The 14,023-nt window shown below is 60.3% G+C and carries 12 protein-coding genes; 2 read left to right on the plus strand and 10 right to left on the minus strand.

Translation table 11 applies throughout. The features are described 5' to 3' along the window. Positions 1 to 110: 110 nt before the first annotated feature. The 10 genes from guaB to ndk form a co-directional block, all read right to left on the minus strand. On the minus strand, positions 111 to 1,568 hold the full coding sequence (gene guaB / locus L0U79_RS13110; protein ID WP_233842718.1) for an IMP dehydrogenase: 1,458 nt from the start codon (positions 1,566 to 1,568) through the stop codon (positions 111 to 113). A gap of 139 nt (positions 1,569 to 1,707) precedes the next feature. Beyond that, positions 1,708 to 2,559 (minus strand): bifunctional methylenetetrahydrofolate dehydrogenase/methenyltetrahydrofolate cyclohydrolase FolD, encoded by an 852-nt coding sequence (folD, locus tag L0U79_RS13115; protein ID WP_233842719.1) that lies wholly within the window; start codon positions 2,557 to 2,559, stop codon positions 1,708 to 1,710. 76 nt (positions 2,560 to 2,635) lie between these two features. Then, on the minus strand, positions 2,636 to 3,802 hold the full coding sequence (moeB, locus tag L0U79_RS13120; protein WP_233842720.1) for a molybdopterin-synthase adenylyltransferase MoeB: 1,167 nt from the start codon (positions 3,800 to 3,802) through the stop codon (positions 2,636 to 2,638). A gap of 60 nt (positions 3,803 to 3,862) precedes the next feature. Then, the gene (gene der, locus L0U79_RS13125) at positions 3,863 to 5,263 is read right to left on the minus strand and encodes a ribosome biogenesis GTPase Der (protein ID WP_233842721.1); all 1,401 of its coding nucleotides are present in this window, start codon (positions 5,261 to 5,263) and stop codon (positions 3,863 to 3,865) included. An 18-nt stretch (positions 5,264 to 5,281) separates the two neighbouring features. Beyond that, the gene (gene bamB, locus L0U79_RS13130) at positions 5,282 to 6,481 is read right to left on the minus strand and encodes an outer membrane protein assembly factor BamB (RefSeq protein WP_233842722.1); all 1,200 of its coding nucleotides are present in this window, start codon (positions 6,479 to 6,481) and stop codon (positions 5,282 to 5,284) included. Further along, on the minus strand, positions 6,478 to 7,128 hold the full coding sequence (locus L0U79_RS13135; RefSeq protein WP_233842723.1) for a tetratricopeptide repeat protein: 651 nt from the start codon (positions 7,126 to 7,128) through the stop codon (positions 6,478 to 6,480). The genes bamB and L0U79_RS13135 overlap by 4 nt, the downstream gene beginning before the upstream one ends. A 177-nt stretch (positions 7,129 to 7,305) precedes the next feature. Then, positions 7,306 to 8,274, minus strand: a complete 969-nt coding sequence (locus tag L0U79_RS13140) for a helix-turn-helix domain-containing protein (RefSeq protein WP_233842724.1) — start codon at positions 8,272 to 8,274, stop codon at positions 7,306 to 7,308. A 71-nt stretch (positions 8,275 to 8,345) separates the two neighbouring features. Beyond that, positions 8,346 to 9,140 (minus strand): type IV pilus biogenesis/stability protein PilW, encoded by a 795-nt coding sequence (gene pilW / locus L0U79_RS13145; protein WP_233842725.1) that lies wholly within the window; start codon positions 9,138 to 9,140, stop codon positions 8,346 to 8,348. Further along, on the minus strand, positions 9,130 to 10,248 hold the full coding sequence (gene rlmN, locus L0U79_RS13150; protein WP_233842726.1) for a 23S rRNA (adenine(2503)-C(2))-methyltransferase RlmN: 1,119 nt from the start codon (positions 10,246 to 10,248) through the stop codon (positions 9,130 to 9,132). The genes pilW and rlmN overlap by 11 nt, the downstream gene beginning before the upstream one ends. Positions 10,249 to 10,260: 12 nt before the next feature. Continuing rightward, positions 10,261 to 10,686, minus strand: coding sequence for a nucleoside-diphosphate kinase (gene ndk / locus L0U79_RS13155; RefSeq protein WP_233842727.1), 426 nt, complete (start codon positions 10,684 to 10,686; stop codon positions 10,261 to 10,263). Positions 10,687 to 10,874: 188 nt separating this feature from the next. Here ndk and L0U79_RS13160 point away from each other — a divergent pair, with 188 nt between their 5' ends. Together L0U79_RS13160 and L0U79_RS13165 are read left to right on the plus strand one after the other, a co-directional pair. Beyond that, the gene (locus tag L0U79_RS13160; RefSeq protein ID WP_233842728.1) at positions 10,875 to 11,531 is read left to right on the plus strand and encodes a TetR/AcrR family transcriptional regulator; all 657 of its coding nucleotides are present in this window, start codon (positions 10,875 to 10,877) and stop codon (positions 11,529 to 11,531) included. Positions 11,532 to 11,610: 79 nt separating this feature from the next. Further along, positions 11,611 to 13,998, plus strand: coding sequence for a 3-hydroxyacyl-CoA dehydrogenase/enoyl-CoA hydratase family protein (locus L0U79_RS13165; RefSeq protein ID WP_233842729.1), 2,388 nt, complete (start codon positions 11,611 to 11,613; stop codon positions 13,996 to 13,998). Positions 13,999 to 14,023 lie beyond the last annotated feature (25 nt).

Here is a 14,023-nt window from a genome sequence, read left to right on the forward strand (position 1 = left end):
GCCTGGATTCGATGGAAATACGTCGCGCGAAGCACTCAATACGATGGTTGCGTGCTTCGCGCGTATTCGAGCAGCGAATTTCATGACGTGCAAAAACACGTCAGCGCCGATCACGAATTAAGCCGATAGTTCGGCGCTTCCTTCGTGATCTGGATATCGTGCGGATGCGCTTCGGTCACACCGGCCGAGGTGACTTTGACGAACTGCGCCTTGTTGCGCACGTCGTCGATGGTCGCCGCGCCGAGGTAACCCATCGAAGCGCGCAGACCACCAATCAGCTGATGGATGATGTTGCGCAGCGGGCCGCGATACGGCACGCGCCCTTCGATACCTTCGGGAACCAGCTTGTCGGCGTCCGCTTCGTCCTGGAAATAACGGTCTTTCGAACCGAGCGCCATCGCGCCGAGCGAACCCATGCCGCGATAGCTCTTGTAGGAACGTCCCTGGAACAGTTCCACTTCGCCTGGCGACTCCTCGGTGCCGGCGAACATCGAGCCAAGCATTACCGTGGATGCACCTGCGGCCAACGCTTTCGGAATATCGCCCGAGTAGCGAATGCCGCCATCGGCGATCAACGGAATCTCATCTTTCAACGCGGTCGCGACCATGTCGATAGCGGTGATTTGCGGCACGCCCACGCCGGCCACGACGCGCGTGGTGCAGATCGAACCCGGACCGACGCCCACCTTGACTGCATCGACGCCGACATCGAGCAAAGCGCGTGCGGCTTCACCCGTCACGATATTGCCAGCGATGACTTGCACTTGCGGATAATGCTTTTTCACCCAGCCGGCACGCTCGATCACGCCTTGCGAATGGCCGTGCGCGGTATCCACCACGATCACGTCCACACCGGCAGCGACCAAAGCCTCAACGCGTTGTTCGGTATCGCCGCCAACGCCGACTGCGGCGCCAACCAACAAGCGCTCATGCGCATCTTTGGCGGCGTTGGGATTATCGCGGGCTTTCTGGATGTCTTTGACGGTGATGAGGCCGCGCAGTTGGAACGCATCGTTCACCACCAGCACTTTTTCGATGCGGTGCTTGTGCAGCAGTTGCAGCACGTCGTCCTGACTGGCGCCTTCGCGCACGGTAACCAGCTTTTCCTGGCGCGTCATGATGTTGCGCACCGGATCGTCGTGTTTGCGCTCAAAGCGCAAATCGCGGCTGGTGACGATGCCGACCAGTTGCTCGCCTTCCACCACCGGCACGCCGGAGATGTTGTGCGCGCGCGTCAGCTTAAGCACATCGCGAATCGAGGTATGCGGCGTAACGGTAATCGGACTACGAATGACGCCGGCTTCGAATTTCTTCACCAGGCGCACTTCGGCGGCCTGCTGATCGGCGCTCATATTTTTGTGGATGATGCCGATGCCGCCGTTCTGCGCCATGGTGATGGCGAGACGGGCTTCGGTGACGGTATCCATGGCGGCGGATACGATCGGAATATTCAGTCGAAGATTTCGCGTAAGGCGTGTGGAGGTATCCACGTCGCGGGGCAAAATTTGGGAATGGGCCGGGACGAGGTAAACGTCGTCGTAAGTGAGGGCCTCGGCGAGGATGCGCATGCGATAAGTCCCGCTGCAAAGAGAGGATTATACGCGGGAGGCGGGCTCAACGCGACTGTGGTCGACAAAAACGATGCCAGCAGCGTGCAATTTTTCGCATCGCAGGCGACATTGTTTAGCCGGCATTAACCGACCGCCGTCAGCTGCGCGCTTCGGCGGCTTCCAAGGTGTTTTCCATCAACGTGGCCACGGTCATCGGTCCAACGCCGCCAGGAACCGGCGTGATCCAGCTTGCGCGTTGCGCGGCGATATCGAAATCCACGTCACCGACGAGACGCCCGTCGTCCAAGCGATTGATGCCGACGTCCACCACTACGGCGCCGGACTTGATCCATTCGCCTTTCACAAGACCCGGCTTGCCGACAGCGACCACCAAGATATCGGCCTGGCGAACATAGGTTTCCAGATCGCGGGTAAAGCGATGGCAACACGTGGTGGTGCAGCCGGCGATCAACAACTCCAGCGCCAACGGGCGACCCACGTGGTTGGAAACGCCCACCACGACCGCGTGCTGTCCGCGCACCGGTCGGTCGGTGTGACCCAGCAAGGTCATCACGCCGCGCGGTGTGCACGGACGCAGGCCAAAGCGACGCAACGCAAGACGGCCAACGTTGACGGCCTGAAAGCCGTCGACATCTTTATCGGGATCGATGCGATCGACCAAAGCATCTTCATCGATGTGATCCGGCAAAGGCGACTGCACCAGGATGCCGTGCACGGCTGGATCGGCGTTGAGCCTGTCGATCAACGCGAACAGTTCTTCTTGCGTGGCGGTGGCCGGCAGATCGTAGTCGTAGGATCGAAATCCCACTTGATGACAGGCTTTGCGCTTGTTGCGCACATAAACGGAAGACGCCGCATCAGTGCCGACGAGTACGACAGCCAGGCCAGGCTCCTCCTTGCCCTGAGCCTTCCGCTCGCTGACGCGCTTGGCGATGCGATCCAGCACTTCCTGTGCGATGCGTTTACCGTCGAGTATGCGTGCGCTCATGGTGTGCCCTGGCCTTCGTAGCGCACATTATCGTGGCTTGCGAGCCGGCTCGCCATGCTTTGTTTGCGTCCAACAGTCAGTGAGCTGCGCAGAAGCGCTCGATATCTTCATAGCCAGCGAAGACGGCGGCCGATCCGCAGCCCGGGCAAGCCGGATCGCGTGGGAGCCTGGTTTCCCGGAAACGCATGCTCAGCGCGTCGAACGACAGCAGCCGCCCGACCAAGGGCTCGCCGATACCGAGGATTAGCTTCAGCGCCTCGGTGGCCTGCAACAGCCCGACAATGCCCGGCAACACGCCCAGCACGCCAGCCTCACTGCAATTGGGTGCGTCTTCGGCAGCGGGCGGTTCGGGGAACAGGCAGCGATAGCAAGGCGAATCGCTGCGCCGCGGATCGAACACGCTGACCTGTCCGGTAAACCGTTCGACCGCGCCGTAAACCATCGGCATGCTCAAACGCCGCGTGGCGGCTGCCAGCAAATAACGCGCGGGAAAATTATCCGCGCCGTCGACGATCAGATTGTGACCTTCGAGCAAACGCTCGACATTGTCCGCACGCAGGCGTTCTTGACGCAGTTCAACGTTCACGCGCGGATTGAGCGCCGTCAGCGTCATGCGGGCCGATTCGGTTTTCGCCATGCCGACGCGCGCATCCGCATGGATGACTTGTCGATGCAAATTGGAACGCTCGACGCGATCGTCGTCGATCAGCGTGAGCCGCCCTACTCCCGCTGCCGCAAGGTATAGCGCCGCAGGCGCACCTAGACCGCCGGCGCCCAACAACGCGACCCTGGCCTGCGCGAGTTTAAGCTGACCGGCTTCGCCAACTTGCGGTAGTCGCAATTGGCGTGCGTAACGTTCCGCAGTATCAGTATCGAGTTGACCGGCGCTGATCGGCAAACCTTCCGTCTTCCAGCGTTCAAAGCCACCCACTACGGAAGCGACGAAGCGATATCCCATTCGCTGAAGCGTTTCGGCGGCAAGCAAAGAACGTCGACCGCTTCCGCAAAGGGCAAGCACGACACGGTCGCGGTTGGGTTCGATCTCTTCGATGCGCAACTCGAGGTACCCGCGCGACAAGCCCACGGCGCCGACGGGCGAACCCGCAGCGCGTTCGTTGTCTTCGCGCACGTCGATCAACAATGCGCCCTGTGCCTGTTTGAGAAGCGCGTCCGCGGGCGATAATTCGGTTACGCGTTCGCGCAACGAGGTCAGCCAGGACTCGCGGTCGAGGGGAGCGTTCATCTGTCTAGTGTAGCTCGCCGGCATAGCACCCTCTTCGACGTCGAAAAAGGCGTTAAAAACTTACTTTTTGCGCCGCTTCATCTCGCGAATCATGCGCTGACGCTTGCGCTGCTGCCCTTCGGTCAACACATTCTTTTTGCCCGCGAACGGATTTTCGGTATCACGGAAATCGATGCGGATCGGCGTACCTTCGAGCTTGTAGCGCTGCCTGAAGAAGTTTTCCAGATAACGACGATACGCCGGCGCGATGTGCTTGGTGCGGCTGCCGTGAATAATCACAGTCGGCGGATTGCTGCCACCCGGGTGCGCAAATCGCAGCTTCGGCGCGTGTCCGCGTACCAGCGGCGGCTGGTAGCCTTCATAAGCGCGTTCCAACGTGCGCGTGAGGTCGGATGTGGTCAGCTCGCGCGTCGCCGAGACGTGCGCGCGTACGATCGCACGCATTAATTCGCGCAGACCCGAGCCGTGCAACGCGGAAATAAAGACTTGTTTGGCCCATTCCACGAAACCGAGTCGACGCTCCAATGCACGCTGGCATTGTTCGCGCTGATACGGATCCATGTCGTCCCATTTATTAACGGCGATGACCAGCGCCTTGCCCTCGTCGAGCACGTGGCCGATCAGCGTTAGATCCTGGTCGGCAAGATTTTCGCGCGCATCGATCATAACGACGACGACTTGTGCGGCAGCCACCGATTGCAGCGTCTTGATGACGCTGAATTTCTCCACGGCTTCTTCGACACGCGCCCTGCGGCGCACGCCCGCGGTATCGATCAGGGTGTAGCGCTTGCCGTCGCGCTCCAGCGGCACGCGGATGGGATCGCGGGTGGTCCCGGCGACATCCGAAACGATAAGGCGATCCTCGCCGAGCAGGCGATTGATCAAGGTGGATTTGCCGGCATTCGGACGTCCGACGATAGCGACGCGAATGCTGTCGTTGTCGTCGGGCGCGAGTTCTTCGTGCACGTCTTCGGGCAGCAGCGACAACACCGAGCCAATCAGTTCTTCGGTGCCGCGATTGTGCGCAGCGGACAGCGGCAAGGTTTGCGCAATGCCGAAGGACGAAAATTCGGCTAAGGCGTCCTGCACTTCCAAGCCGTCGGTTTTGTTGATCGCGGCGATGATCGGTTTTCCGCTGCGACGGAGCTCCGCGAGGATGCTGCGATCTTGCGGCAACAAACCGTCGCGCGCATCGACCACGAAAACCAGCGCCTGCGCCTCACTGATGGCAAGGCGCACTTGTTGCGCAGTCAATGCGTCGAGACCTTCTTCGACGCCGGAAAGGCCGCCGGTGTCGACGACTACAAAAGGACGCGCGCCAATACGGCAGATACCGTAGTGGCGATCGCGCGTGACGCCCGGCATATCGGCCACCAGGGCGTCGCGGCTGCGCGTCAACGCATTGAAGAGGGTCGATTTACCGACGTTGGGACGACCGACCAGGGCGATGACGGGCAGCACGAAACATGGTTCCAGTAATTACTTCGCACCAAGGCGATAAGCGGCGATGTGACCTTTCACGTCTTCGACGTAAACCAGGTCACCCGCCACTACCGGCTGGGCACGAATGGCTTTCTTGGAAAGACGCTCGCGACCGGCGAGTGCGCCGTCGCCCGTTTGCAGCCAATGCACGTAGCCGTCGATATCGCCGACCACCACATAGTTGCCCTGCACGGCCGGCGAGGTCAGCCAGCGGTACTTGAGATCGTCGTTCTTCCACATGTCGGCGCCGCTGCTCTTGTCGAACGCCCAGACTTGCGAGTCGGTGTTGACGCCGAACAAGCTGTTGCCCGCGCCGGCCATCGACGTATACGTGGAGAAGGGACGCGCCCACAGCGGACGGCCGCTGGGACCATCCACGGCGGTGAGATTGCCGTGATACGCCGACGCGTAAAGTGTGCTTCCGTCGATCATGATGGCGCCGTCGGCATCGTTCATGCGATCGATATCCGTACGACCTTCGCCGGTCGAGAGCTTCTGCTCCCAAATCTTTTCGCCGTTGTCCTGGCGCAGCGCGTTCAACTTGCCGTCGTCGCTACCGAAAAACACCACGCCATTGGTCACCAGCAAGGGACCATTACCGCGCAGGCTCAACAGCGGCACGTTGCCTTGATCGTTCACCCAGCGACGCTCGCCGGTGCCGCTGTCCAGGCCGTACACGCGACCATCCTGCGTACGAACGATGGTGAGTGCGCCAGCGATAACCGGCGAATCGATGACTTCCGAAGGCAGCGTGCTAACCCAGCGCTGGCTACCGTCTTTGACGTTCAGGCCATAGACGTGCCCGTCGAGCGTGCCGATTACGAGCAGATCGCCGGCAACCGCCGGACCGCCGGAGTAAAACGCATCCGAGCGCTTCTTGTCGCCCCAGCCGAACCAGCCGTGCGTGCGGCTCTTCTTTTCCCAAAGCGTCTTGCCGGTATTGGCATCGAACGCGCCGACGTCGCCGTCAGTGCTGGCGGCATAAAGCACGCCATCCACCACAGTGGGCTGCATACGCACGCCGCTTACGCCTGCGCCTTTACCGATGCTCGATTTCCAGACGCGCGTGGTCTGAACGGTCGGCTTGAAATCTTTCGCCAGCGGAGTCGGCGGCTGGATGTTTTCTTTCTTGAAGGAATGGCAGCCCGCCAGAGCGACCACCGAACCCGTCAATACGATCAGCCAAAAACGTTTCATGCACCCTGCTTCCCGGCCGTGGCCAGATCGTCGATTTTCATTTGCACTTCATTATCCGGCGACACCTGCGGCCCCATGGCTTTCACGGCAGCTTGGTAAGCCTTGAGCGCGTCGTCCTGCCGTCCAAGCTTGACCAGCACATCGCCGCGTAGTTCCTGAGCTTCGATCGCGTAGCTGTTGGCCGGCATGCGGTCGAGCGCGCTCAGCGCCTCTTGGGCGTTGCCCTTGGCGAGCTGCACGTGCGCGATGCGCAGTTCCACGAGCGCTTTCAATTCCGGGCTCGGCGCATGCTGCTCGGCCCAGGCGAGCGAATCGAGCGCTTTGTCCAGCTGTTTGTCTTCGACCTGGCGGCGCGCGCGGTCGCTGACGGCGAATAACGCGTACGGTGTATCCGCGTAGTCCTTCATCAATTGCTGGGTGAGAACATCGATGGCGTTGGCGTTGCCTGAATCGACGATGCCTTGCAGTTGTTGATAGATGCCCGACGCCGCGGTCTGGTGTGCAACGCGATGGTTGCGCCACTGCTGATATCCGAAGATGGCGATCAAGCCGATGACGACACCCACAGCGATCGACAGGCCATTCTGCCGCAGCCACTTTTGTACGCGTTCGCTCTGTTCGTAGTCGTCGTAAGCATCAAATGCCATGCAATCACCGTATCGCAAAAAAACGCCAAGAGGCGTCACAAAGGGTGTTCTGGAGCCGCCGCGATCCGGCGACAGCCGGCATTGCCCGGCCTCGCGGGCGGGCAATGCGCAAGCATAACCGATTGCAGGGGGGTGAAGGCTACTGAACCTGCCTACGATCGTCGCGTAGACGGGCTCTTAAGCCCCCGCAGGAGCGGCCTTGCCATCCTGAATGTCGACGCGGAAATGCGCGACGTTGGAGTGGCGATAGGGATCTAGCGTCACAGGCTGTCCATCGATGCTCACCTGCGCGCCCGTTGCGTTGCCGATGCGCACTTCGAGCGGCTGATCGCTGTGATAGGTCTTGTCGGTGCCGGCCGGCAGGATGCCGTACTCCAGACGCGAACCGTCCTTGCCGATCACTTCAACCCAGCTGGCGCTGGGCAAGTTCAACGTGACACTGTGCGCACCACTTCCGCTGGCCGCGACGGATGGGTTAGCGGTGGTGGGCGACGAGATGGCGACATCGCTGTCGAGACTGGGCACCGGCACCATCGATGCCAACAACGGTTGCTCGGACGCCGAACGCGATGCGGACGTTGCGGCGGCCGGCGCTGCCGGAGCGGCTTGCGCAACAGACGTTGTGCTTGCGTCGGTTTTTGCCGCAGCATTCGACGGCGGCGGCGTTGGCGCCGGCGGCGCATCTTGCTGCGCAACCGGTGTCGCGTCGAGCGGCGACAGATGGCTCATATCGCGAGAAAGCGTGCCGCGCATGCCAAGCCAAACCGTCGGCACAGCGATCACCAGGGTCAGCACCACATAGGTGGCCGCGGTGGCGTAGCGATCGAGCAAATAACGCGAATGCGAGATGCCGCCGGTCGCCACCAGCTTGGGCTGCGCAGGCCTGAGTTTGCTGACGGCCGATTCGATCTCGACGTCGTCGATCTCCAGATAGCGGGCGTATTTGCGCAGGTAATTTTCGAGGTAAACCTGATAGTCGATGCCGCTGAAATCGTTGGCTTCCAGCTGGCGCAGCACGCGTACAGGCAGACGCAATGCGTGACCGCAGGATTCGATATCGACGCCGCGCGCTTCGCGCGCCGCTCTCAAACGAGTTCCAAAGCCAGGAGCCTCGTTGAAGCGAAATTCAGCAGCATTCTGTTCCATGTTCGCTGCCGTCGAAGCAGACGCGTTGGGGAGGAGTTCACCCTGCGTCGCCGGATTGGACTGCTCAGAAATCATGGGCGTACTGTTTCAGTGAGGGCTTGCGCCTGTTCCGAATCCGGGAACTGACTAATTAGCCGTTTGCCGTAGTTCTGGGCGGCATCCTTGTTGCCCAAGTGATATTCGATTTCGTAGCCGAGCTTCAGCGAAGCCGGCGTCGACTGACCCAACGCGTCGAAGCGCTGCAAAAAAGCGCTGGCGTGAAAATAGTCGTGATTCAAATACAGGACGTTGGTCAGTTGCAACAGCGCATCGGCGTTATTCGGATTGCGCTTAACGGCCTGCCTGAAATTTGCTTCGGCACTGACGTTGTCGTTCAACTTAAGTTGGCATACGCCCTGATTGGTCAGGGCTACGTCCGGCGTTTTATAGAACGGATCTTGCAACGCTTTGGAAAAATACGCGAACGATTCCGGCGCCTTGCCTTCGCGGCACAAGAATTGTCCCAAGTTGTTATTCACGTCGCCCTTGTCGGGCGAAAGTGCTTGCGCGCGACGGTAATGGATTTCCGCGTTCGGCAAATCGTCGATGCGCTCGTAAATGTAAGCCATCACCGTTTGCGCGGGGACATAGGTCGGGTCTTCGGTCACGGCGATTTTCACTTTCTCAAGCGCGCCCTGAAGATCGCCGATCTCGATGTAATGCTGCGACAGGCGCGTATGCACATCGGCGGCGCTCTGGGCTTTTTCTGCTTTGGACTGGGCAGGCAACGTGGGTTCGGGCGGCGGCGGCGGAACATACATCCCGCGATGGCAACCCGCGAGGGAAACCATCAGACATGCCGCCACCAAGACCCGTTTACGCCGCATGTGCCGCTCCATCGTCCAGTCGTTTGCGGAATTCCGCCTGTCGGCGCGTCCGATCCAACACCTGCCCTTTCAACTGTCCGCACGCGGCATCGATGTCATCGCCGCGAGTACGACGCAACATGGTCAGGATGTTCGCGTTGAGCAGTTGCGTCTGGAAGGCGCGAATGACTTCCGGCTCGGAGCGCTCAAAGCGGGTGCCCGGGAACGGATTGAAAGGAATCAGATTGACTTTGCACGTGGGCAAACGACGCATCAGTTTGATCAACTGGCGCGCATGCTCGGGCTGATCGTTCACGCCCTTCATCAACGTGTATTCGAACGTGATGGACGTACGCGGCTTGCGCGCGATCCAGCGCTGACATGCAGCGACGAGTTCGGCGATCGGAAACCGCTTGTTGAGCGGAACCAGTTCGGTGCGCAGCTCATCGTTCGCCGCGTGCAGCGATACGGCCAACGACACGTCGATGCTTTCGGACAACTTGTCGATCATCGGCACGAGGCCGGCAGTCGACAACGTCACGCGCTTGGACGCAAGACCGAAGCCGAGATCGTCGCGCATCAGGCTCATGGCCTTTACGACGTTGTCGAAATTGAGCAGCGGCTCGCCCATGCCCATCATCACCACGTTGGTGATGCGGCGATTCTGATGCGTCACGTTGCCCAAATGCTTCGCGGCCACCCACATCTGCCCGATGATTTCGGACGTGGCGAGATTGCGATTGAAGCCCTGCGTCGCCGTCGAGCAAAACTGGCAGTTCAGCCCGCAACCCACCTGCGAAGATACGCACAGCGTGCCGCGCGTAGGCTCGGGGATATAAACGGCTTCGACGGCGTTGCCGCCGTCCATGCCTAATAGCCATTTGTGGGTGCCGTCCACGGCGCCTTTATCGAACAGCGTATTAGGAGGACCGACGTAGCACGTAGCTTCGAGCTTGGCGCGCAGCGCTTTGCCCACGTCGGTCATGTTTTCGAACTTGTCTTCCAGATGGTGATACATCCATTTCATCACCTGCTCGGCGCGATACGGCTTCTCGCCAAGCTGCGCGAAAAATTCGCGCAGCCCCTGGCGATCAAAATCGAGCAAATTGACTTTTTCCACCTGGTTCACTGTCGTGCTATCTCAACGCGGGAAGACTTCGGTTGCCGCGAAGAAATAAGCGATTTCGACAGCGGCGGTTTCAGCGGCGTCCGAACCGTGCACGGCATTCGCATCGATCGAGTCGGCGAAGTCGGCGCGAATGGTGCCTTTAGCAGCATCCTTCGGATTGGTTGCGCCCATCAGTTCGCGATTCTTGAGAATCGCATTGTCACCTTGCAGCACTTGAATCATGACCGGACCGGAAATCATGAACTCCACGAGCGCATTGAAGAACGGACGTTCGCGATGCACGGCATAAAAACCTTCCGCCTCTTTACGCGAAAGATGCTTCATTTTCGCTGCAACGACTTTCAGGCCCGCCTTTTCGAAGCGTGCAAGGATTTCGCCGACGACATTCTTGGCAACGGCATCGGGTTTGATAATGGAAAGGGTGCGCTCCAGCGCCATGCGTCGACTCCACGTAAACGGGCTGTGTAAGAAAAGGCGATCCGACTTCACGTCGGATTGAAATGTAGAGCTAAATGCGTCCCGAAACGGGGATTTAGCTCACGAAAGTTTGACAGATTCTAACCCATAAGCAACCCGGCTTGGGCATCGTCTAAACGATCGTTTGACTCTCCCAGCCGCCCGCGCGTATGCTCAAACGATCGTTTGATTCCACTCGATTGGGCGTACCCGTGAATAGCTCCGCTTCTACGAAGGAACGCATCCTCACCGCCGCCGAAGCCTTGTTCGCTCAGCGCGGTTTCGAAGGTGCTTCGCTACGCCAGCTCACCGCCGCCGCCGGCGTGAACCTGGCCGCCGTGAACTACCACTTCGGCTCGAAAGACCACCTGGTCGAACAGGTCTTCAAACGCCGCCTGGACCAGCTCAACGCCCGTCGTCTTGCGGCTTTGAAGCAGGTTGCCTCCCAATCGGAAACCTCGTTGGAGGACGTGCTGGCGGCCTTTATCCGCCCTGCCCTGGACCTCTCACACGACGGCGGCGGCGGCTTGTTTATGCGCGTGCTTGCCCGGGCATTCGCCGAGCACGACGACAGCCTGCGCAAATTCCTATCCGAGAACTACGGCCATGTGATGCGCCAGTTCACCGTCGAATTTGCGCGTCTGCTGCCGCAGCTCAGCAAGGAAGAGCTCTATTGGCGGATCGACCTGGTCACCGGCGCCCTGACTCACGCCATGTCGGGCTTCGGCATCATCCAGCGCAAGAGCGATGTCAGCGAAATCACCCATCGCGAACAGACCGCCGAGCACCTGATCCGCTTCGCCGCCGCCGGCCTGCGGGCGCCCTGATTCCTTGTCATCGGCAGGCCACGCGCCTGTCGCACCCTGCTTTTGTTCATTTCACGCATTCGTACTTACGGAGAAGCCAATGACCGCTCCATCCCAACCGAAGTCGGCGCTACGCATCCGCAAGGCCGCGGTGCTCGGCGCCGGCGTCATGGGCGCGCAGATCGCTGCGCACCTGACCAACGCCAACGTCGAAACCGTACTGTTCGACCTGCCCGCCAAAGATGGTCCGAAGAGCGGCATTGCGTTGAAGGCCATCGAGAATCTCAAAAAGCTGTCGCCGGCTCCGTTAGCCGACAGCACCCGCGCCGCCGCGATCATCCCGGCCAACTACGACGATAACCTGGACGAGTTGAAAGACGTCGACCTGGTCATCGAGGCGATCGCCGAACGCATGGACTGGAAGCTGGATCTCTACAAGAAGATCGCTCCGCATGTGTCGCCGACCGCCGTTCTTGCTAGCAATACCTCGGGCCTGTCGATCAACGGCCTGGCCGAAGCGTTGCCCGAAGAAATGCGCCATCGCTTTACCGGCGTTCATTTCTTCAATCCGCCGCGTTACATGCATTTGGTCGAGCTGATTCCGACCAAGTTGACGGATACCAAGGTGCTCGAAGGCCTGGAAGCGTTCCTGACCACCACCGTCGGCAAAGGCGTGGTGTACGCGAAGGACACGCCGAACTTCATCGGCAACCGCATCGGCGTGTTTTCGATGCTGGCCACGATGTATCACACCGAACAATTCAAACTCGGTTTCGATACGGTCGATGCGCTGACCGGCCCGGCGATCGGGCGCCCCAAGAGCGCCACCTATCGCACGGCTGACGTCGTGGGTCTGGACACCATGGCGCACGTCATCAAGACCATGGCCGATACGCTCGCCGACGATCCGTGGCACGAGTACTTCAAGGCTCCCGTTTGGTTGAGCGGCCTTATTGAACAAGGCGCGCTGGGCCAAAAGACCGGCGCTGGTTTCTATCGCAAGGCCGGTAAAGATATCGTGGTGCTGGATGTCGCCAAGCGCGACTACCGTCCCTCCGAGCAAAAAGCCTCGGACGAAGTCGCGGCGATTCTTGCGATTAAAGATCCCGCTGAAAAGTTCGGCAAGCTGCGCGCGTCCAGCGATCCGCAAGCGCAATTCTTGTGGGCAACGTTCCGCGATCTGTTCCACTACACCGCTTATCACCTGGCCGATATCGCCGACACGGCGCGCGATGTCGACTTCGCCATCCGCTGGGGCTACGGCTGGAAACTGGGGCCGTTCGAAACCTGGCAAGCCGCGGGCTGGCAGCAGGTGGCGACCTGGATTCAAGAAGACATCGACGCCGGCAAAGCGATGAGCAAGGCGCCGCTGCCGAAGTGGGTGACGGACGGCCGCACGGGCGTGCACGGCAAGAACGGTTCGTACTCCGCAGCCGCCAATGCCGACAAGCCGCGTTCGCAGCATCCGGTCTATCAGCGTCAATTGTTCCCGGACGCCATTCTTGGCGAGCGCTTCGATCAAGGCGCCACGGTGTGGGAAAACGACGGCATCCGCTTGTGGACGCTGGGCGACGATAACGTCGGCATCATCTCGTTCAAGACCAAGATGAACACGGTCAACGATCAGGTGCTCGACGGTATCCAGCACGCAATCGGTATTGCCGAAGAAAAGCTCAAAGCGGTGGTGATCTGGCAGACCAACGAGCCGTTCTCCGCCGGCGCCGATTTGAAGGGCGCACTGGGTTTACTGCAAGCGGGCAAGATCAAAGATTTCGAAGCGATGGTCGCCAACTTCCAGCGCACCAGCATGCGTATCAAGCATGCCTTGGTGCCGGTGGTTGCTGCGGTGCGCGGTCTCGCGCTCGGTGGCGGCTGCGAATTTCAGATGCATTCCGCACGCACCGTCGCCGCGCTGGAAAGCTATATCGGCCTGGTCGAAGCCGGCGTGGGTTTGTTGCCGGCCGGCGGTGGCTTGCATGAACTGGCAGTGCGCGCCGCGCAAACCAATCCGACCGATCCGTTCGAAGCATTGAAGAAAGTCTTCGAAACGGTCGCGATGGCGAAAGTTTCGGGCAGCGCATTGGAAGCCAAGCAACTTGGGTTGCTGCGCGAAAGCGACATCGTCGTTTTCAATGCATACGAACTGCTTTATGTCGCCAAGCAAGTCGCAAGTTCGCTGGCCGAAAGCGGCTGGCGCGCGCCGATGTACGCACGCAGCGTTCCGGTTGCCGGCGATGTGGGTACTGCGACGTTCAAGGCGTCGCTCGCCAATTTGCAAGCCGGTTACTTCGCGTCTGAACACGATGTCGCGATCGCGACGCGCATCGCCGACACCTTGTGCGGCGGCGCGATTGAACGTGGCTCGCTGGTGGATGAAGAGTGGTTGCTGGCGTTGGAGCGCAAGCATTTTGTGGAGCTTGCGCAAACCGAAAAAACGCAGGCGCGCATTGCCCACACCATGACCACCGGTAAACCGCTGCGTAACTAAGCGCTCGTCGCCCCACCACCAAAGA

Source organism: Dyella sp. 2HG41-7 (assembly GCF_021390675.1).
In the GTDB taxonomy this organism is placed as follows: domain Bacteria; phylum Pseudomonadota; class Gammaproteobacteria; order Xanthomonadales; family Rhodanobacteraceae; genus Dyella_B.